The following is a 20,221-nucleotide window of genomic DNA, read 5'->3' on the forward strand; positions in this document are numbered from 1 at the left end:
CGGCAACGGATGCGCGCGATTGGAGGGTGAGCGTGGCCATGGCACGAGGATACGGGTTGGCGACGGTGTAGGACAGGCGTTTTCCCACACTGCTGGTAGACTTAGGCGTCGGCGGCCCAGGCCAGTCCGCCGGGCAGCGGGTCGTGCGCATAGTCGACCTGGAGAACGCGGCGGCGGCGTCCTGCGATCGCGCGGCCCGACCGGTGAAGGATCGGCGTGGCGTAAAACCAGACATCGCCGGTATCCGCTACACACGCCGTCTCTCCGCACCGGTCCACAACCGAGGCGATCGAGGCTTCGGCGATATAGCCGAGGCGATGCGAGCCCGGCGCCACGATCAGCGGGCCGTTGTCATCATCGACGGCATCGACATGGACGCGGACGGTCAGCATCCGTTCGATGATGCCGACCGGCGGCGCGACGTGGAGCCGCCCCTGTTTGCGCGTGAACGGGCCGAACCCCGCCACCCTGACCTGCGCGGCGACCTCGATGGTCCGGTCCTGATGCCAACCGAGCGACCAGTTTGCCCCGTCATGCTTGTCGAACAGCAGCGCGCGGACGGGACGCGCGTCGACGCCGAGGCGCGTTGCTGCTGCCGACTGGACCGGCACGAGCGCCGCCATCTCACGCAGCGGGCGCGGATCGATCCGCATTCCGGGCTGGACCGACCCCATCGCCGCGAATAGTTCGCATACTTCTCCGAGTGCCGCGGGCGAGAGGCGAAACGGACAGCGTGCAAAGCCGGCCGTGTCGAGCGCCATGTCCATCAGACCGGCTGCTCGATCGACGCGGGCGGCTCGCTGAACCAGCGGGGGCCGGCGGCGGTCATGTGGAAACAGTCCTCCAGCCGGACGCCGAACTTGCCGGGCAGATAGAGACCCGGTTCGTCGGAAAAGCACATGCCGGCAGCGAGCGGCGTCGCCTCACCATGGACCAGATTGACCGGTTCGTGGCCGTCCATGCCGATGCCGTGGCCAGTGCGGTGCGACAGGCCGGGCAGGCGATACCCCGGACCGAAGCCGCGGCTTTCATACAGGCGGCGGACGGCATCGTCGACCGCACCTGCGGGTGTGCCGATGCGCGCGGTGCGGAAGGCGAGCTGCTGTCCCTCCGCAACCAAATCCCAGACGCGGCGCTGCTCGGCCGAGGCGTCGCCATGGACCCAGGTGCGCGACACGTCGGACTGGTAATCCTGCACCGTGCAGCCGCAGTCCATCAGCACGACCTGTCCTTCTGACAGGCGGATCACCTCGCGACTGCCGTGCGGCAGGGCGGCAGCGGGGCCGATCAGAGCCAGCGCGAACTCGGGTGCGCCGCCCAGTGCGCGGGTCGCAGCCTCCATCAGCGCGCCGATCTCTGCGCCGGTCATGCCCTTTTCCACGCGGGGGTGGAGCCAGCGATAGGCGGCGACGGTGACGTCGGTCGCGCACTGCATCAGCGCGATCTCGGCCGGCGTCTTGACCATGCGGCAGCCCCGCACGACCGGGTTGGCGGAGACCAGCTTCGCACCCGGCAGCGCGCGGGCGAGCCCGTCGAACGCGAAGAACCGTGCCGTCTCCTCTATGCCGACCGGCCGGGTGGCCAGACGGCGGTTGCGCAGGAAGCCGGCGACGACGGCGAGCGGGTTCTGGTCCTCCTGCCACACCCGCACCTCGGCCGGCACGGCAAGGGTCTGGCGCACGGAGGGTTCCTCGAAAAAGGGCGTGACAATGCACGGTTCGCCCTCGACGGGGATGATCGCGGCGGTCAGCCGCTCGCTACGCCACCAGCGGACGCCGGTGAAATAGGTGAGCGAGGCGCCCGGCTCGATCAGCACCGCGCCGATGCCGTTTGCCCGCATGAGTGCCTGTGCGCGGGACAGGCGGCTGGCGCGCTCGGCGGCATCGATCGGGCGGGCGCCGGCCGTCATGTCCTTCAGTGCCGACAGGTCCGGCTCGGCAGCGCGCAGGACGCCCGCGACCGAGAGGAGCGGTACCGTGGCGGCGGCGGCGAGCAGCGAACGGCGGGTGACGGCGGCCTTGGGGACGGACATCGCCATGGGATAGGGCGCTTGACCCGGCGCCCACAATCCCCTTCGTTCGCCCGCGACAATCGGGAGCATCGGATGGCCACGCGCCTCACCTACTGGATTTTGATCGGGCTGGTCCTGGGACTGGCGGTCGGCTGGGGTCTGCACGTCGCAATCGACGATGGCAGCGCGACGGCGACGGCGCGGCTGACCGAGATCGCGGGCTATTTCTCGATCCTGACGACGCTGTTCCTGCGACTCATCAAGATGATTATCGCGCCCCTGGTCTTCTCGACGCTGGTGGTCGGGATCGCGCACATGGGGGACACGGCGGCGCTGGGGCGGGTCGGGCTGAAGAGCCTGGGCTGGTTCGTGTGCGCCAGCCTGTTGTCGCTGACGCTGGGGCTGATCCTGGTCAACCTGCTGCAACCGGGCGTCGGGCTGGCGCTGCCGATCCCGCCGGCGACGGCGGCGAGCGGCGTGGAGCGGACGGCGTTCAACCTGAAGGATTTCGTCAGCCACATCGTGCCCGCCTCGATGATCGAGGCGATGGCGACCAACGAGATCCTCCAGATCGTCGTCTTCTCGGTCTTCGTCGGGGTGGCGATCACCGCGGTCGGCGAGAAGGCGGCGCCGCTGGTCCGCGCGGTCGAGGCGCTGGTCGCGGTGATGTTGCAGATCACCAACTACGTCATGCGGTTCGCACCGATTGCGGTGTTCGCCGCGGTCGCCTCAACCCTCGCAGAACGGGGGCCGGGGGTGCTGGGCGACCTGGCCTGGTTCATGGGCAGCTTCTACCTGGGGCTGGCGGTGCTGTGGCTGTCGCTGATCGGCATCGCCTTCGTGCTGATCGGGCCGCGCACCCGGCTGCTGGTGCGATATGTGCGCGATCCGCTGATCCTCGCCTTCTCGACCGCATCGTCGGAGGCGGCCTATCCGCGGACGCTGGAGGCGCTCGACAAGTTCGGGGTGCCGCCGCGGATCGCCAGCTTCGTGCTGCCGCTGGGCTACTCGTTCAACCTGGACGGGTCGATGATGTACATGACCTTCGCGTCGCTGTTCATCGCGCAGGCTTATGGCATTCCCCTGTCGCTGGGCGAGCAGATCACCATGCTGCTGGTGCTGATGGTCACGTCGAAGGGGATCGCGGGCGTGCCGCGTGCGTCGCTGGTGGTGATCGCCGGGACGTTGTCGCTGTTCAAGATTCCCGAGGCAGGGCTGCTGCTGATCCTGGCGGTCGACCATTTCCTTGACATGGGCCGCTCGGCGACCAACGTCGTCGGCAACGCCATCGCGGCATCGGTGGTGGCGAAATGGGAGGGCGGCCTCGACCTGCGCGAGCCGCCGGAGGTCGTCGTAGCGACGGCGCCCAGCGGCGACGGACCGGCGGTGGCAGTCGACAGTTTCGACGCGATCGCGCCGGGGCAGACCGAGGTCGGCACCCGGCCGACCGATCAGGCATAAGCGTAGGGGCCGCCGGCGGCGAGCGCCGCCTGATAGGCGGGCCGCGCGTGGATCTTCGCCAGCCAGGCGGTGCTCGCCGGGCGGCTGGCACCCAGCCCGGCGCGGCTGCGGGCAGCCTCCAGCGGGAAGCTCATCATGATGTCGGCAGCGCTGATCGCGTCACCGGCGAACCAGGGGCGGCTGGCGAGTTCCGCCTCGACATAGTCGAGGTGGCGGTCGATCATTGGCTGGATCTTCGTCGCCGCCTTCTTGCCGATCAGGGGAATACGGCCGAGGATCAGCTTGACGAGGAGCGGCGGCATCAGCGAGCCCTCGGCATAGTGGAGCCAGAATCGGTAGCGGAGCGCTGCGTCGCGGTGCGGCGGCGCCCCTAGCCGGCCATCGGCCTTCTCGACCAGATATTCGACGATCGCGCCGGTCTCGGCGACGACGCGGTCGCCGTCCTCGATCACCGGCGACTTGCCGAGCGGGTGTACCTGGCGCAGCTCGGGCGGGGCGAGCATCGTCGCCTTGTCGCGTGCGTAGCGGCGTACCTCATAGGGCAGGCCGAGTTCCTCGAGCATCCAGAGGATGCGCTGCGAGCGCGAATTTTCGAGATGGTGGACGATGATGGTCATGGCTGCTCCCCTGCCCGCGCGCGCCACAGCCACGCAAAGGCGGGCAGGACGACGCGGTCTTCGACGCGGTAACGCGCGAGGGTGTCGGAAAGCCGCGCGACGAGATGCGCGCGGTCCGCGGGCGGCGCGGCGGCGATGGCACGGGCGACCGGGCCGATGCGCGTGAAGAAGCTGGTGGCATCGGCGACCGGGTCGGCGCCCGCACCTGCGACATAGTCGAAGGCGACCGGTTCGGCCGCAGCGTCGCGCCAGCCGGCGGCGCGCAGGATGGTCGCGACGTGCTCGGGATCGGCGAAGCCGAACGGACCGGGGGCGTAGCCGTCCGCTGCGACCGGCGCCATGCCGAACAGCGTGGCGGGAAGGTCATAGGCGAAGCTGTTGCGGGTGACAGACCCGAAGCAGGAAAAGACGAGCCGCGCGCCCGGCATGGACTGCTCGCGCAATCGGGTGAAGGCGGCGACCGGATCAGCGAAGAACATGACGCCGTGGCGCGAGACGAGCAGGTCGGGGCGGACTGGCAGCGGATCGGTCGCGGCGTCCGCCTGGAGGAAGCGGACCGCCGGGGCTCGCTGGCGGGCGATGGCGAGAAGCGTCGGCGAGAGATCGATGCCGGTGATGGCCAGATCGGGCCGCGCGGTCGCCAGCGCCAGGCTGGTGCCGCCGGCGCCGCAGCCGATATCGAGGACAGTGCAGTTACGGGGGCCGCTATCGGGCGCGGCTGCGACGATCGCGGCATCGAGGCGCACCGACAGGTCGCCGAAGCTGCGATCGGTGCGCTGCCACTCGTCGGCCCAGACGTCACCGACCCGGGTCTGCCAGTCGAGCGTATCGGTCATCGGCGCATCCGCGGCGAAAGGTCACATAAAGTCACACGGTCGTCCCAGTTGTTATCGCAGGCGGATGCGAAAAGGCTCGCCAGTGAGGGCGGGCCTTGGCAGGTCAGATGTCGTCGTCGGCATCAGGGCCGGTCATCATTTCCTCAGCGACCTTCTCGGTTCGCTGACGGATCGCCTTTTCGAGGCGGTCGGCCATTTCCGGGTTTTCGCGAAGATAGGTCTTGGCGTTCTCCCGCCCCTGGCCGATGCGGACCGAGTCGTAGCTGAACCAGCTGCCCGACTTCTCGACCAGCCCGGCCTTGACGCCGAGGTCGAGGATCTCGCCGATCTTGGAGATGCCCTCGCCGTACATGATGTCGAACTCGACCTGCTTGAACGGCGGGGCGACCTTGTTCTTCACCACCTTCACGCGGGTGGCGTTGCCGACGATGTCCTCGCGATCCTTGATCTGGCCGGTGCGGCGAATGTCGAGCCGGACCGAGGCGTAGAATTTCAGCGCGTTGCCGCCGGTCGTCGTCTCTGGGTTGCCGTACATCACGCCGATCTTCATGCGCAGCTGGTTGATGAAGATCACCATGCAGCGCGAGCGGCTGATCGAGCCGGTCAGCTTGCGCAGGGACTGCGACATCAGGCGCGCCTGAAGGCCGACATGGCTGTCGCCCATCTCGCCCTCGATCTCGGCGCGCGGCACGAGCGCGGCGACCGAATCGACCACCAGCACGTCGATCGCGTTGGAGCGGACCAAAGTGTCGGTGATCTCCAGCGCCTGCTCGCCCGTGTCGGGCTGCGAGACGATCAGTTCGTCGATGTTGACGCCCAGCTTCTTCGCATAGACCGGGTCGAGCGCGTGCTCGGCGTCGACGAAGGCGGCGGTGCCGCCGTTCTTCTGCGCCTCGGCAATGACATGGAGCGCGAGCGTGGTCTTGCCCGAGCTTTCCGGGCCATAGACCTCGATCACCCGGCCGCGGGGCAGCCCGCCGACGCCGAGCGCGATATCCAGGCCAAGCGACCCGGTCGAGATGGCCTCGACCTGCATCGCCTCCTTCTGCCCCAGCTTCATCGCGGAGCCCTTGCCGAAGGCGCGGTCAATCTGGGCCAGCGCGGCGTCGAGCGCCTTCTGCCGGTCTGTGCTAGCTACTGCCACGGAATCGATCACTTTCAGACTGGCGGCCATCAGGGGCTCCCATCGCTAGAGCATGTGCGCCGCCGGAGCAACGCGTCCGACGCCATGTACGATGTTTGTTCCGTTAGAACAAGTAGTGAACTTTTCCTTTAATTCAGGGCAGTGGCCAGCGTCCACCAGCCACGGGCCGCGGCGGTGCGGCCAGCGGCATCGCGCGCGCCGATCGAGTCGAACAGCGCGAAGCAGGTCGCGCCCGAGCCGGACATCCGCGACAGGACGGCGCCGGGTGCAGCGTCGAGCAGTGCCCTCACCTCACCGATCACCGGCGCGATGGCGCGGGCGGGCGGCTCCAGGTCGTTGCGGGCGGCGCGGGCGCGGTCGAGCAGCGATCCGTCGGGAATGGGGCCGAGATCCTCGCCGTGCCAGCCGGCGAAGACGGCGGCGGTGGATACGGCCACGCCGGGATTGACCAGCAGCAGCGGTGTGCCCCGAGCCCCGCCGATCGCGGTCAGCGCGGTGCCGATGCCAGTGCCGAGCGTGGTCTCGCCGAGCAGGCAGGCGGGAACGTCGGCGCCGAGCCTTTCCGCGATCGTGACGAGCTTCGGGTCCTTCGCCGGGACGGCATGGAGCGTGGCGAGGGCACGCAGGGTAGCGGCCGCGTCGGCCGAGCCGCCGCCGATCCCGGAGGCGACCGGCAGGTTCTTGGTCAGGGTGATCGCGTGATGCGCAGTGACGGCGAAGGCGGTGCGAAAGGCGTGCAGCGCCCTTATCACGAGGTTGTCGGTTGGGTGACACCCCTCCCCGGCTTTCAGCGCGTCGGCGAAGGGGCCGGTGATGGTGAAGCTGTCCTGTTCCGCTTCCGCCAGCGTGATGAGGTCGCCGTCCTCAGCGAACGCGAACAAGGTCTCGAGTTCGTGATATCCGTCTGCCCGTCGGGCGCGGATGTGGAGGGCCAGGTTGATCTTGGCGGGGGCGGGTTCGAGGATCATGGGGACCGGATAGCAGAAGGGGCGTCGCGGCGGAGCCGCGCCGTCGGTCGGCGCTGAGGCGCCGCCGGCCGGACGCGCCGCAGCTTCGCTGCGGCTGGCGCGGCGCGTCACATATTCGGATAATTGGGCCCGCCACCCCCTTCAGGTACCACCCAGTTGATGTTCTGCGTCGGGTCCTTGATGTCGCAGGTCTTGCAGTGGACGCAATTCTGAGCGTTGATGACGAACTTCGGATCACCCTCGGCCTCGCCCACCACCTCATAGACCCCGGCCGGGCAGTAGCGCTGCGCCGGCTCGTCATAGAGCGGCAGGTCGTAGTCGATGGGGATCGACGGGTCGCGCAGCGTCAGGTGGACGGGCTGGTCCTCCTCGTGATTGGTATTCGACAGGAACACCGACGACAGGCGGTCGAAGGTCAGCACGCCGTCTGCCTTGGGATAGACCGGCGGCTTGACCAGATCCTTGCGCCACAGGCTTTCATGGTCGGGATGGTGCTTCATCGTGAAGGGCATCTTCAGCCCGAAATGCTCCAGCCACATGGTGATGCCCGACAGGCCCGAGCCGACGAAGTCGCCGAACTTCTTGACCAGCGGCACGACGTTGCGGACGACCGACAGTTCCTTCTTCAGCCAGCTTGCCTCGAATGCCGCCGGATAGGCGGCCAGTTCGTCATGCTCGCGTCCGGCCTGCACCGCCGCGAACGCAGCCTCGGCCGCCATCATCGCCGATTTCTGCGCGCCATGCGTGCCCTTGATACGGGGCACGTTAAGGAAGCCGGCCGAGCAGCCGATCAGCGCGCCGCCGGGAAACACCAGCCTGGGGATCGACTGCAACCCGCCGTCATTGATCGCGCGCGCGCCGTAGGAGACTCGCTTGCCGCCCGCCAGCAGCTCGGCGACGGCGGGGTGCGTCTTCCACTTCTGCATTTCCTGAAAGGGCGAGAGATAGGGATTGGTATAGCCGAGCCAGGTCACGAAGCCGATCGACACCTGCCCGTTCGCCTGGTGATAGATCCAGCCGCCGCCATTGGCGTCGTCCCCGAGCGGATAACCCTGAGTATGGATCACCTTGCCGGGCACATGCTTGTCCGGCGCGATGTCCCACAGCTCCTTTACGCCAAGGCCGTAAACCTGCGGCTGGCTGTCGCGCGCCAGGTCGAAGGTGCGGATGATCTCCTTGGTCAGGTGCCCGCGCACCCCCTCTGCGAAGAAGGTGTATTTGGCGTGGAGCTCCAGCCCGGGCTGCCAGTCGCCCTTGTGGGTGCCGTCGCGTGCCACGCCCATGTCGCCGGTCGCGACGCCCTTCACCGCGCCGTTCTCGTCGAACAGGATCTCGGCGGCGGCGAAGCCGGGGAAGATCTCGACGCCCAGCTCCTCGGCCCGCCCAGCCAGCCAGCGACAGAGATTGCCGAGCGAGCAGGTATAGGTGCCCTTGTTGTGGAGGAAGGGCGGGGTCCACAGGTGCGGCAGGTTGAACTTCTTGCGCGCCGTCAGCACCCAGTGGTGGTTCTCGGTCACCGGCGTCTCGGCCAGCGGACAGTCGGTGTCGCGCCAGTCGGGGATCAGCTCGTCCATCGCGCGGGGATCGATCACCGCGCCCGACAGGATATGGGCACCGACTTCGGACCCCTTTTCCAGTACGCAGACGGACAGCTCCGCCCCCGCCTCGGCGGCAAGCTGTTTCAGGCGGATCGCGGCAGACAGGCCGGCTGGCCCAGCGCCGACGATCACCACGTCGTACGGCATCGACTCGCGTTCGGTCATCGCATCTTCTCCTGCCGCATCGGGCGCCTACCGGTCGGTGCTCCGCCGGGCGCGGCCCGGCACCATGTCGTCGTCCCTGCCGATCCGACAAGTTGACCGCCCCGTCAACCGTGCACCATGAACGGGTGCGTGGGGGCATATCAGACCATTGATCCGGCACATTATGCCAGCACGCTCGACTGGTGGCGCGACGCGGGCGTCGATGTGCTGGTCGAGGATGCGGTGCGCGACTGGCTCGCGCTGGCACCCGCGGCCCTGCCCCCGGTGCCGGCTGCGGCACCGGCCGAGCAGGCTCTGCCGGAGACGCTGGCCGCCTTCGCGGCGTGGCGTGCCGGGGCCGACGCGCCCGAGGCTGGATGGAGCGGGGTTTCCGTAGCGGCGAGTGGCCCTGCCGATGCGCGTGTCATGGTGCTGGTCGACTGCCCCGAGCGCGAGGACGGCGATGCCGGTGCGCTGCTGAGCGGCCCGGGTGGGCGGCTGCTCGACCGGATGCTCGCGGCGATCGGCCTGTCGCGCGAGACGGTGCACCTGGCGGCGATCTGCGCGCGCCGGCCGGCGGCCGGACGGATGCCGCGCGACGTCGAGGCGCGGCTGGGCGAGATCGCGCGGCACCACGTTGCCTTGGTCGCGCCAGAGCGGCTGCTGCTGCTCGGCGATGCGACGAGCCGTGCCGTGCTGTCGGCCGACCGCCAGGCGGTGCGCGGAAGTTTACAGCCCTTCCACCATAAGAAGGGCACGACCGGGGTGATGGCCAGCCTGCACCCCTGCCTGCTGATCGAGCGGCCGGCGCTGAAGGCGGAGAGCTGGCGCGACCTCAGGATGCTGGTCGCCGGGATGGGCATGGACGAACGGGAAGAGCGGACGGCATGATGCGAAGCTGGTTTATCGCGATGGCTCTGGCCGGTACGATGGCGGGAGTGCCGGTGGCAGCCCATGCTGCGGCCGGTGACACCGACACGGTAGACCTTCCCGTGGCCGCGGCGCCCAAGCCCCCCGCCCTGCTCGATCCGACGCAGCAGGTCGCGTACCGGTCGGTCTTCGCCGCGATCCGCGACGGGCGATGGCAGGACGCGCAGATCGGGCTCGACGCGATGGCGCCGGGGCCGCTCCACGCGGTGGCACGGGCCGAACTCTACACGGCCAAGGGTTCGCCGCGGGTCGATCTCGACTCGCTCGTCCGGCTGCTGAACGAGGCGCCCGAGCTGCCCCAGGCGGAGGCGCTGCGCCGGCTGGCCGTGGCGCGCGGCGCGACCGACCTGCCGCCGCTGCCGGCCGCGCAGCGGCTGATCTGGCAGGACGGCGCCCCCCGCCGCGTGCGGGCCAAGGCGACCGCCAGCGATCTGGTCGCCGCCGACCTGGCCAACCGGATGCAGCCCTTCGTGAAGCTGGACGACGGCGCCAGCGCAGAGGCGCTGCTGGCGGGCACCGGCGGGTTGAGCGAGGAGGCCGCGACCGAGTGGCAGGCCAAGGTCGCCTGGATGTACTATCTCTCCGGCAACGACCTGAAGGTCCGCGAGCTGGGCGGGCGCGCCGCCGCGGGCGTCGGCGACTGGGCGGTGCAGGGTCGCTGGATGACCGCGCTGTCGGCGTGGCGGCAGCAGGATTGTCGCGCGGCGGCTGACGGGTTCGCCGGGGTCGCGGCGCGGGCCGGGGATATCGATCTGCGCGCGGCCGGCTTCTACTGGGCCGCCCGCGCCGACATGGCCTGCGCACGCCCCGATCGGGTCGAGACGCGACTGAAGGCAGCGGCGCAATATGGCGAGAGCTTCTACGGCCAACTCGCCCGTCAGGCGCTGGGGCTGCGCGACAAGGGCAAGCCGCAGATCGGGCTGGTCGCGGCCGACTGGGCGGCGATCGACCGGCGTCCCAATATCCGGGTTGCCGCCGCACTCGCCGAACTGGGCGAGACCGACCTCGCCGACACGGTGATGCGCCAGCAGGCGAAGATCGGCAGCCCGGCCGAATTCGGCAGCCTGGTGCGGGTCGCCGAGATGCTCGATCTGCCGGCGACGACCATCTGGCTGGCCCACAACTGCCCGGCGGGCATCACCGCCGCGGCCGAGGCGCGCTATCCGACGCCGAGCTGGACGCCCGACAGCGGCTGGCGCGTCGACAAGGCGCTGGTCTATGCCCATGCGCTCGAGGAATCGCGGTTCCGGGCCAAGGTGACGAGCCCGGCCGGCGCGTACGGCCTGATGCAGATCATGCCGGCCGCCGCCACCGACTTCGCACGCGAGCGGGGGCTGACGATCGACAAGGCCGCCCTCTCCAAGCCCTCGACCAACATCGATATCGGTCAGCGCCATCTGGAGCGGCTGCGCGACATGGGGCTGACCGGCGGGCTGCTGCCCAAGGTGATCGCCGCCTACAATGCCGGGCCCAAGCCGGTGGGCGAGTGGAACAGTCTGGTCCATGACGGCGGCGACCCGCTGCTCTATATCGAGAGCATCCCCTATTGGGAGACGCGCGGCTACGTCACCACGGTGCTGCGCAACTACTGGATGTACGAGGCGCAGGGGGGCAAGGCGAAGTCGGCCAGCCGGACCGCGCTGGCGCAGGGCATGTGGCCGCGCTTTCCCGGACTGCCCGGGGCGGCGGCAGTGCGGCTGAATGCGCAGGCGAACGCCACCGCTACCGCTGCGGCGGCACCGTCGACCCAGACCGCCAGCAACTGATGCCGATCGACGAGAGCCGGACCTTCCTGCCGGTCCGGATCGCGGTGTTGACCGTGTCGGATACGCGCGGGCTGGCCGAGGATCGCTCCGGCGACACGCTGGTCGCGCGGCTGCGTGACGCAGGCCACGTCCTGGCCGAACGCGCGATCCTGCGCGACGATGCCGACGCGATCGTGGCGCTGCTCCACCGCTGGATCGACGACGAAGCGGTCGATTGCATCCTGACCACCGGCGGCACCGGCGTGACCGGTCGCGACGTGACACCCGAAGCGGTCGAGCGGGTGGCGGACAAGATGATCCCCGGCTTCGGCGAGCTGTTCCGCTGGCTGAGCTACGCGACAATCGGCACCTCGACGGTGCAGTCGCGGGCGTGTGCCTGCGTGGGACGGGGCACCTATATCTTCGCGTTGCCCGGCTCCACCGGCGCGGTGACGGATGCGTGGGACGGTATCCTGCGCGATCAGCTGGATAGCCGGCATCGGCCGTGCAATTTCGTCGAGCTGATGCCGCGGCTGATGGAGCGGTAATCCGCCTCTCCCGTCATCCCGGCGCAGGCCGGGATCTCCATGAGGAGAGTCTCATGCTCTCCAAGAGAAGACCCAGGCCTGTGCAGGGGTGACGATTGTCGTTCTTGCTTTGTTCCGAAACTTGGCCTACTCTCACGGGATGATCCGCGAGCGTCGCCCTTCCCGCCCGACCCGCGGCGCCACGCTGAACGGTGAGAGCAACCGCTTCAACCTGCCCCAGACCGAGACGGACGGCGACTGGCTAGATGCGCGCGAGGAGATCGACGGCGCCGCGGCGCCGTTGCGCACCACGGTGACGGTCGAGCGCTCGAGGACGATCATCAGCCGCAACGCCTCTCCGGACGTGCCGTTCGATCGCTCGATCAACCCCTATCGGGGCTGCGAGCATGGCTGCATCTACTGCTTCGCGCGGCCGAGCCACGCCTTTCACGACCTGTCGCCGGGGCTGGATTTCGAGAGCCGGCTGTTCGCCAAGCCGGATGCGGCGGCGCTGCTGCGGGCAGAGTTGCGCAAGCCCGGTTACGAGGTTCGGCCGATGGCGCTCGGTACGAACACCGATCCGTACCAGCCGATCGAGCGCGACTGGCGGATCACGCGGCAGGTGCTGGAGGTACTGGCGGAAACCGATCATCCGGTGACGATCACCACCAAGTCCGACCGTGTCCTTCGCGACCTGGACCTGCTCGGCGCCATGGCGGCGAAGGGCTTGGCGGCGGTGTGCGTGTCGGTGACCTCGCTCGACCCGAAGATCGCCGGCACGGTCGAGCCGCGCGCCCCGCATCCGGAGCGGCGGCTGGCGGCGGTGCGGCGGCTGGCGGACGCGGGCGTGCCCGTCTATGTCTCGATCGCGCCCGTGATCCCGGCGGTCACCGACCATGAGATCGAGCATCTGATCGAGCGCGCCGCCGAGGCAGGCGCCGGCCATGCCTTCTTCATCCCCGTACGCCTTCCCTGGGAGGTGGCGCCGCTGTTCCGTGCCTGGCTCGACGAGCATTTCCCCGACCGCGCCGGCAAGGTGATGGCGATGATCCAGTCGATCCGCGGCGGGCGCGACAATGATCCGGGATTTCACACACGGATGAAGGGATCAGGACCCTGGGCCGACCTGCTGCGCACCCGTTTCCACATCGCCTGCCGCAAGCACGGGCTGAACCGGGAACGGGTCACGCTGCGCTGCGACCTGTTCCGCGCGCCCGCCGGTCCGCAGGGGGAGCTGTTCTGAGGCACCTTCGGCGACACCGATCGTTGTAGGCGACAGACCCGGCACGCCGCCGGGCGTCGATCACCACAGGAGAGCGACATGCACGAGACCCCCAAGGGCGCCGATCCCCAGCAGCAGGACCGCGACGGCCAGCAGAAGATGGATCGTCAGCAGAACCAGCAAGGTGGCAGCAACGCGGCCACCGGCGGCAACGGTGCGGGTGCGAGCGGGATGGAGGACGGCGAGGAGTCCGGCGCCGGCTATGGCAACAATGCCGGGAAGCAGGGCGACTGACCGACATTCCGTTTTCCCGCGGAGGCGGGAATCCAGTGCCTTCGGAGAGCAACGGCTCGTCGAATCCCTGGCACTGGGCTCCCGCTTTCGCGGGAGCACAAGAGAGGAGGGGCGGCGAAGCCCGCTTTACCCCACCAGCGCCAGCCGCGTCTCCGATGCCTTCATCTCCGCGCCGACCACACCCGGCAGAAGCTCGACATGCCCCACCAGCTCGGCGTCGAGCAGGAAGTCGCGCCCGAGCAGGATAGCACAGCCGTCCTTCGTCATCGCCCGCACTTCCCCGCGCGCACCGCGATGCGGGCCGAGCAGAGCCGCCAGCGCCGCGAAGGCGGACGGGTCCTCCACCCGCACCTCCAGCACGAAGCGCGCCGTGCTCGCCAGCGTGTTGAACGGCTGGATGCGCTTGATCGACACGCGCGGCGCCTCTTCGCCCGGCCGCCGGTCAAGCTCGACCGTGACGAGCCCGCAGCCGCCCTCGCGCGCGGCCTCTTCCAGGTCCTTGGCGACGAGATCGTCGAAGCAGGTCGCCATGAACTGGCCGCTGGCATCCGAGCACTGCGCCATCATGTAGCGCTTGCCCCGTGCCGAGGTGCGCCAGCGGGCCTCCTCGACCAGCACGGCCATGGTCGCACCGGCGCGGCTGCCGTCGTCGGGAATGGTCAGCTCGGTCAGTGAGCCGAAGCTGCGCGCGCCGTGGATGCGCGCGAGATGCGCGTGCCGATCGACCGGATGCGCGGAGAAGTAGAAGCCAAACGCCTCCTTCTCCTGCTCCATCCGTTCGGCGAGCGTCCACCGTGCGGCGGAGGGCAGCTTGATCGTGTCGCCGGCCTGGGTCGCGTCGCCGAACAGCCCGCCCTGTCCGCTGACCTTCTGCTGATGGATGCGAGCGGCGACGGCGAGGATCGTCTCGGCCACTGCCTGCACGCCGGCGCGGTTCGGCTCCATCCCGTCGAACGTGCCGGCCGCGGCCAGCGTCTCCAGCTGACGCTTGTTGAGCAGGCGCGGGTCGACACGGGTGGCGAGGTCGTCGAGCGAGGCGAAGCGGCCCGCCTGCCGCTCGGCGACCAGCTTCTCCATCGCCCCCTCGCCCACCGACTTCAGCGCGCCGAGCGCGTAGCGGACGCCGAGTTCGCCCTCCGCATCACGCTCGACGTCGAAATCGGGCTGGCTGGCGTTGATGCAGGGCGGCAGCATCGCGACGCCCGCGCGGCGCGCATCCTCCACGAAGATGCCGAGCTTGTCAGTCAGCGCCATGTCGTAGCACATCGACGCGGCGAAGAACTCGTGCGGGTAGTGCGCCTTCAGCCAGCCGGTCTGATAGGCGAGCAGCGCATACGCGGCGGCGTGCGACTTGTTAAAGCCATAGCCGGCGAACTTGTCGATCAAATCGAACAGCTCGTTCGCCTTCGCCTTCGGAATGCCGTGAGAGGCGAGGCAGCCATCGACGAAGGTGGAGCGCTGCGCGTCCATCTCCGCCTTCACCTTCTTGCCCATCGCGCGGCGCAGCAGGTCGGCGCCGCCCAGCGAGTAGCCCGCCAGGATCTGCGCGGCCTGCATCACCTGTTCCTGATAGACGAAGATCCCATAGGTCTCCTTCAGGATCGGCTCGAGCAGGGCGTGGGGATAGACGATCTCCTCCGTCCCCTGCTTGCGGCGGCCGAAGCTCGGGATGTTGTCCATCGGGCCGGGGCGATAGAGCGAGACGAGCGCGATGATGTCGCCGAAATTGGTCGGCCGCACCGCCGACAGGGTGCGGCGCATGCCTTCGGATTCCAACTGGAACACGCCCACCGTGTCACCGCGCTGGAGCAGTTTGTAGGTCGCCTCGTCATCCCATTCGAGCGCGTCGAGCTGGATGTGGACGCCGCGCTTGGCGAGCAGCTGCACCGCCTTCTGCAACACCGACAGCGTCTTCAGGCCGAGGAAGTCGAATTTCACCAGCCCCGCACCCTCGACATATTTCATGTCGAACTGGGTGACGGGCATGTCGGAGCGCGGGTCGCGATAGAGCGGCACCAGCTGCGCCAGCGGCCGGTCGCCGATCACCACGCCGGCGGCGTGGGTGGAGGAGTGGCGCGGCAATCCTTCGAGCTTGGTCGCCAGATCCCAGAGCCTGCGGACCTGATTGTCGTTGGCGTATTCCTTCGCCAGTTCCGGCACGCCGTTCAGCGCGCGCTTCAGGTCCCAGGGATCGGTCGGGTGATTGGGAACGAGCTTGGCGAGGCGATCGACCTGGCCATAGCTCATCTGGAGCACGCGCCCGGTATCCTTCAGCACCGCGCGCGCCTTCAGCTTTCCGAAAGTGATGATCTGCGCGACCTGATCGCGGCCGTATTTCTCCTGCACGTAGCGGATGACCTCGCCGCGCCGGGTTTCGCAGAAGTCGATGTCGAAGTCGGGCATCGACACGCGTTCCGGGTTCAGGAACCGCTCGAACAGCAGGCCCAGCTGCAGCGGGTCGAGATCGGTGATGGTCAGCGCCCAGGCGACGACCGATCCTGCACCCGAGCCACGGCCGGGACCGACCGGAATGTCATGGTCCTTCGCCCATTTGATGAAGTCGGCGACGATCAGGAAATAGCCGGGAAAGCCCATCTGGACGATCACGTCGACCTCGAACGCCAGCCGCTCGCGATAGACGTCGCGCCAGCCGGGCTCGCCCTCCGGCTCGCCTTTCGTCACGCGCAGCTCGGCGATGCGATCGAGCCGCGCCTCCAGCCCTGCGGCAGCGTCGCGGCGGAGCATGTCGGCCTCGCCCGCCAGGTCGCCGGCGAGCGTCGGCAGGATCGGCTTGCGGCTGGGCGCCATCACCGCGCAGCGCTGCGCCACGACCAGCGTGTTGGCGATCGCCTCCGGCAGGTCGGCGAACAGCGCCTTCATCTCGTCGGCCGGTTTCAGCCAGGCGTCGGGACAGCTCTTCGGGCGGTCCTCGGTTTCCACATAGGTCGAGTTGGCGATGCACAGCATCGCGTCGTGCGCGTCGCCGAAGCTCGATTCGGCGAAGCAGCAGGGGTTGGTCGCGACCAGCGGCAGGTTGCGGTCATAGGCCAGGTCGATCAGCGCCGCTTCCGCCGCGTCCTCGACCGGATCGGTGCGGCGGCAGATCTCGATGAACAGCCGGTCGCCGAAGATCGCCTGCAACCGGTCGCAATAGGCGGCAGCGCGAGCGGGCTGGTCCTCGGCATAGAGGCGGGCGAGCGCCCCCTCCCCGCCCGCGGTCAGCGCGATCAGCCCGTCGGCGTGGCGGGCGAGCATATCGATCGAGACATGCGGCGACTGCTCGATCGGCCGGTCGAGATGCGCCGCCGACACCAGCGCGCAGAGATTGTCGTACCCCGCCTTGTCCTGCGCGTAGAGCGCGATCCAGTCGAGCGGTGCCGCAATGCCCTCCGGCATGTCCGGGCGGCAGAGGCCCAGCATCGTGCCGATTACCGGCTGCACGCCGCTTTTCTTCGCCGCGTCGGAAAACGCCATCGCCGCATAGAGCCCGTTGCGGTCGGTCAGCGCCGCGGCGGGAAAGCCGAGCTTCTTCGCCTGGGCGGCGATCGCCTTGGGATCGATTGCGCCGTCGAGCATGGTGAAGGAGGAAAAGACGCGAAGCGGCACGAACCCGGAATGCATCGCGCCAACCTAGGCGACTGGCCATGATTCGACCAGCCGCGATAAGCTTGCGCTCGCGCGTCATGCCCGGCTCGTCCCGGTCAGGACGTTGTGGCTATAGAAGTGCCTCGATGTCCGCCGCGATAGCCTCTGGCCGGGTGGTCGGGGCGTAGCGGCGGACGGGCGCGCCGGTGCGATCGACCAGGAACTTGGTAAAGTTCCACTTGATCCCCTTCGAGCCGAGCAGGCCGGGCGCCTGCTCCTTCAGCGCGACGAACAGGGGATCGGCACCCGGCCCGTTGACGTCGATCTTGGCATAGACCGGAAAGGTGACGTCGTAGTGTGTGCGGCAGAAGCTCGCGATCTCCGCGGCATCGCCCGGCTCCTGCGCGCCGAACTGGTTGCAGGGAAAGGCCAGCACCGAGAAGCCGCGGGCGGCATAGCGGCGGTGGAGCGCCTCCAGCCCGGCATATTGCGGGGTGAAGCCGCACTGCGACGCCGTGTTGACGATCAGCAGCACCTTGCCCGCATGGCCGCCGAGATGGGCGGCGACGCTCACTTGTCGTGCCGGGCGAGCAGATAGTCCAAGTTCTGCCGTACCCCCGGCCATTCGCGGTCGAGGATCGAGTAGACGACGCTGTCGCGCAGCCGCCCGTCCGCCATCACCTGATGTCCGCGCAGCACGCCGTCCTTCTTCGCACCCAGCCGCTCGATCGCGCGCTGGCTGCGCAGGTTCAGCGCGTCGGTGCGGATCTGCACGCACTGACAGTCCAGTGCCTCGAACGCGTGGCCGAGCAGCAGCCGCTTTGCCTCCGTATTCACGCCGGTCCGCTGGACGCGAGTGGCGTAGAAGGTGCCGCCGATCTCCAGCCGACGATGCGCCTCGCTGATCCGCATGAACCGCGTGGTGCCGACCACCTCGCCCTCGGCATCGAGCACGGCGAAGAGCAGCGCGCGGCCGGCATCCTGCTGCGCCCTGGCGGCATCCCACCAGCGCGCCGGCGACTTCAGCTGCGCCACATTGGCGTAGAAGATGTCCCACAGGTCGTCCTCGCGCGCCGCGGCGGTCAGCGCCTCCAGATCGCCGGCGTCGAGCGGGCGCAACGTGACGTAGCGGCCCGACAGGGTCGGCGTGGTGCGCCAGGCGTTCATTGCAGCCGTCCCTCATGCAGGCGGACGACGCGGTCCATCTTGCGCGCCAGCCGTTCGTTGTGGGTCGCGACCAGCGCCGCCGATCCCTCACCGCGGACGAGGCGCAGGAACTCGGCGAGGACGATGTCGGCGGTGCTCTCGTCGAGATTGCCGGTCGGCTCGTCCGCCAGCACCAGGGCCGGACGATTGGCAAGCGCGCGGGCGACCGCCACCCGCTGCTGCTCGCCGCCGGACAGCTGGCTGGGCCGATGGGTCAGGCGATGACCGAGGCCGAGCGCGGTGAGCAGCCCTGCCGCCCGCTCGTCGGCGTCGCGACGATGGGCGCCGTGGACCAGCTGCGGCAACACGACATTCTCGGTCGCGTTGAAATCCGGCAGCAGGTGATGGAACTGATAGACGAAGCCGAGCCGGTCGCGGCGCACGATCGTGCGGCCATGCGCGTCGAGCTTTGCCGCCTCTTCATCCATGATCCGGATCGATCCGTCGAAGCCGCCCTCGAGCAGTCCGACCGCCTGAAGCAGGGTCGACTTGCCCGAGCCGGAGGGGCCGAGCAGCGCGACGATCTCGCCCGGTGCGATCGCAAGGTCGACGCCGCGCAGCACGTCGATCGTCTCGCCCCCTTGCGTGAAGCTGCGGGACAGAGCGGTCAGCTGGAGGACTGGGTGCGCGCCGTCGGACGCGGCGAAGCCGCGCCGCCCGTGCGCCGCGTTGCTTGCATCATTCATAGCGAAGCACCTGAACGGGGTCCGTGCTCGCCGCCTTCCAGGCCGGGTAGAGCGTCGCGAGAAACGAGAAGACGAGCGCCATGCTCGCGATCACCACGATCTCGACGGTATCGGGTTTGGACGGCAGCTCGGTCAGGTAGCGGATCGACGGATCCCAGAGGTTCTGCCCGGTGACGAGCTGGACGAAGTTCACCACGGCCTGGCGATAGAACAGGAACACCGCACCCAGGATCAGCCCGGCAACCGTACCCAGCGCGCCGATGGTGGTGCCGACGACCATGAAGATGCGCATCAGCCCGCCGCGCGTCGCGCCCATCGTGCGCAGGATCGCGATGTCGCGCGTCTTGGCCCGGACCAGCATGATGAGTGAGGACAGGATGTTGAACACCGCGACCAGGATGATGATCGACAGCACGGTGAACATCGCCACCCGCTCGACCGCCAAGGCCTCGAACAGCTGCGCGTTCATCGTGCGCCAGTCGCTGATGACGGCATTTCCGCCGATCTTTGCGCCGAGCGGCTTCAGGATCTCGCCGACGCGGTCGGCGTCGACCGTCTGCACCTCTACCATCCCCGCCGCGTCGCCCATCAGCAACAGGGTCTGCGCATCCTCGATCGGCATGACCACATAGGCCTTGTCGTAGTCATAGATGCCGATCTCGAAGATCGCGCCGACGCGGTAGCTGACGATGCGGGGCACCGTGCCGAACGGCGTCGACTGGCCCTGCGGGCTGAACAATGCGATCTCGCTGCCGACGGTGGCGCCCAGCGCCTCGGCCAGCCGGCTGCCGATCGCGATCGTGCCGCTGCCCGGCGTTATGCCGGTGAGCGAGCCCATCACCACCTTGCCCCCCAGCGTCGCGTTGGAGCGGATATCGGCGACACGCATACCGCGGACCAGCACCGCCTCCGACCGGCCACCATAGGTGGCGGCGAGCGGCTGCTCGATCAGCGGCACCGCGCTGGTGACGCCGGGCGTGGCGCGTGCCTGCTCGACCACCTCGCGCCAGTCGGGCAGGCGACCGCCGACCCCCTGCACCACGGCATGGCCGTTCAGTCCGACGATCTTGTCGAACAGCTCGGCGCGGAACCCGTTCATCACACTCATCACGATGACGAGCGCGGCGACGCCCAGCATCACCGCGACGAGGCTGATCGAGGCGACGAGGAAGATGAACGCCTCGCCCTTCCCCGGCAACAGGTAGCGGCGGGCGATCATTCGCTCGTATCGGGACAGGATCATCGCT

18 protein-coding genes are annotated in these 20,221 nt (G+C 68.8%); 6 read left to right on the forward strand and 12 right to left on the reverse strand.

All coding sequences use genetic code 11. The features are described 5' to 3' along the window. Positions 1-101 precede the first annotated feature (101 nt). Both Q5H91_RS03195 and Q5H91_RS03200 read right to left on the reverse strand, forming a co-directional pair. A complete protein-coding gene (locus tag Q5H91_RS03195) occupies positions 102-767 on the reverse strand; it encodes a phytanoyl-CoA dioxygenase family protein (protein WP_305171763.1) in 666 nt (221 codons plus the stop codon). Then, entirely contained in the window at positions 767-2,032 is a 1,266-nt protein-coding gene (locus Q5H91_RS03200; RefSeq protein WP_305171764.1) for a M24 family metallopeptidase, read from the reverse strand. The genes Q5H91_RS03195 and Q5H91_RS03200 overlap by 1 nt, the downstream gene beginning before the upstream one ends. Positions 2,033-2,104: 72 nt before the next feature. Between Q5H91_RS03200 and Q5H91_RS03205 the strand changes: the two genes are divergently transcribed. Continuing rightward, positions 2,105-3,472: a dicarboxylate/amino acid:cation symporter gene (locus Q5H91_RS03205; protein WP_305171765.1), complete on the forward strand. Its 1,368-nt coding sequence runs from the start codon at positions 2,105-2,107 to the stop codon at positions 3,470-3,472. Here the strand turns inward: Q5H91_RS03205 and Q5H91_RS03210 are convergent. From Q5H91_RS03210 to Q5H91_RS03230, 5 genes are all read right to left on the reverse strand, one after another. Continuing rightward, positions 3,463-4,089, reverse strand: coding sequence for a glutathione S-transferase family protein (locus Q5H91_RS03210; RefSeq protein WP_305171766.1), 627 nt, complete (start codon positions 4,087-4,089; stop codon positions 3,463-3,465). The genes Q5H91_RS03205 and Q5H91_RS03210 overlap by 10 nt on opposite strands. After that, positions 4,086-4,925 carry a class I SAM-dependent methyltransferase gene (locus Q5H91_RS03215; protein WP_305171767.1) on the reverse strand — a complete coding sequence of 280 codons (840 nt, stop codon included), beginning with the start codon at positions 4,923-4,925 and terminating at the stop codon, positions 4,086-4,088. The genes Q5H91_RS03210 and Q5H91_RS03215 overlap by 4 nt, the downstream gene beginning before the upstream one ends. 103 nt (positions 4,926-5,028) lie before the next feature. Next, on the reverse strand, positions 5,029-6,099 hold the full coding sequence (gene recA, locus Q5H91_RS03220; RefSeq protein WP_305171768.1) for a recombinase RecA: 1,071 nt from the start codon (positions 6,097-6,099) through the stop codon (positions 5,029-5,031). A gap of 98 nt (positions 6,100-6,197) precedes the next feature. After that, on the reverse strand, positions 6,198-7,037 hold the full coding sequence (locus Q5H91_RS03225) for a 4-(cytidine 5'-diphospho)-2-C-methyl-D-erythritol kinase (protein ID WP_305171769.1): 840 nt from the start codon (positions 7,035-7,037) through the stop codon (positions 6,198-6,200). Between the two features lie 107 nt (positions 7,038-7,144). Further along, positions 7,145-8,800, reverse strand: a complete 1,656-nt coding sequence (locus tag Q5H91_RS03230) for an electron transfer flavoprotein-ubiquinone oxidoreductase (protein ID WP_305171770.1) — start codon at positions 8,798-8,800, stop codon at positions 7,145-7,147. A gap of 129 nt (positions 8,801-8,929) precedes the next feature. Between Q5H91_RS03230 and Q5H91_RS03235 the strand changes: the two genes are divergently transcribed. From Q5H91_RS03235 to Q5H91_RS03255, 5 genes are all read left to right on the forward strand, one after another. After that, positions 8,930-9,670 carry a uracil-DNA glycosylase family protein gene (locus Q5H91_RS03235; protein WP_305171771.1) on the forward strand — a complete coding sequence of 247 codons (741 nt, stop codon included), beginning with the start codon at positions 8,930-8,932 and terminating at the stop codon, positions 9,668-9,670. After that, on the forward strand, positions 9,670-11,475 hold the full coding sequence (locus Q5H91_RS03240; protein WP_370655233.1) for a lytic transglycosylase domain-containing protein: 1,806 nt from the start codon (positions 9,670-9,672) through the stop codon (positions 11,473-11,475). The genes Q5H91_RS03235 and Q5H91_RS03240 overlap by 1 nt, the downstream gene beginning before the upstream one ends. Then, positions 11,475-12,002 carry a molybdenum cofactor biosynthesis protein B gene (moaB, locus tag Q5H91_RS03245; RefSeq protein WP_305171773.1) on the forward strand — a complete coding sequence of 176 codons (528 nt, stop codon included), beginning with the start codon at positions 11,475-11,477 and terminating at the stop codon, positions 12,000-12,002. The genes Q5H91_RS03240 and moaB overlap by 1 nt, the downstream gene beginning before the upstream one ends. A 139-nt stretch (positions 12,003-12,141) precedes the next feature. After that, positions 12,142-13,224: a PA0069 family radical SAM protein gene (locus Q5H91_RS03250; RefSeq protein ID WP_305171774.1), complete on the forward strand. Its 1,083-nt coding sequence runs from the start codon at positions 12,142-12,144 to the stop codon at positions 13,222-13,224. 78 nt (positions 13,225-13,302) lie between these two features. Then, positions 13,303-13,497, forward strand: a complete 195-nt coding sequence (locus tag Q5H91_RS03255) for a hypothetical protein (protein ID WP_305171775.1) — start codon at positions 13,303-13,305, stop codon at positions 13,495-13,497. A 126-nt stretch (positions 13,498-13,623) separates the two neighbouring features. Here the strand turns inward: Q5H91_RS03255 and dnaE are convergent, their stop codons facing one another. From dnaE to Q5H91_RS03280, 5 genes are all read right to left on the reverse strand, one after another. Then, complete coding sequence (gene dnaE, locus Q5H91_RS03260) at positions 13,624-17,118, reverse strand: DNA polymerase III subunit alpha (protein WP_305171776.1); 3,495 nt, start codon at positions 17,116-17,118, stop codon at positions 13,624-13,626. Positions 17,119-17,212: 94 nt separating this feature from the next. Further along, complete coding sequence (locus tag Q5H91_RS03265) at positions 17,213-17,656, reverse strand: glutathione peroxidase (RefSeq protein WP_305171777.1); 444 nt, start codon at positions 17,654-17,656, stop codon at positions 17,213-17,215. After that, on the reverse strand, positions 17,653-18,249 hold the full coding sequence (locus Q5H91_RS03270; RefSeq protein ID WP_305171778.1) for a GNAT family N-acetyltransferase: 597 nt from the start codon (positions 18,247-18,249) through the stop codon (positions 17,653-17,655). The genes Q5H91_RS03265 and Q5H91_RS03270 overlap by 4 nt, the downstream gene beginning before the upstream one ends. Further along, the gene (locus Q5H91_RS03275) at positions 18,246-18,974 is read right to left on the reverse strand and encodes an ABC transporter ATP-binding protein (RefSeq protein WP_305171779.1); all 729 of its coding nucleotides are present in this window, start codon (positions 18,972-18,974) and stop codon (positions 18,246-18,248) included. The genes Q5H91_RS03270 and Q5H91_RS03275 overlap by 4 nt, the downstream gene beginning before the upstream one ends. After that, complete coding sequence (locus tag Q5H91_RS03280) at positions 18,967-20,217, reverse strand: lipoprotein-releasing ABC transporter permease subunit (protein WP_305171780.1); 1,251 nt, start codon at positions 20,215-20,217, stop codon at positions 18,967-18,969. Before Q5H91_RS03280 ends, Q5H91_RS03275 begins: the two co-directional genes overlap by 8 nt. Between the last annotated feature and the right edge of the window lie 4 nt (positions 20,218-20,221).

Origin of the sequence: Sphingomonas aurea (assembly GCF_030678875.1) — a bacterium.
In the GTDB taxonomy this organism is placed as follows: domain Bacteria; phylum Pseudomonadota; class Alphaproteobacteria; order Sphingomonadales; family Sphingomonadaceae; genus Sphingomonas; species Sphingomonas aurea.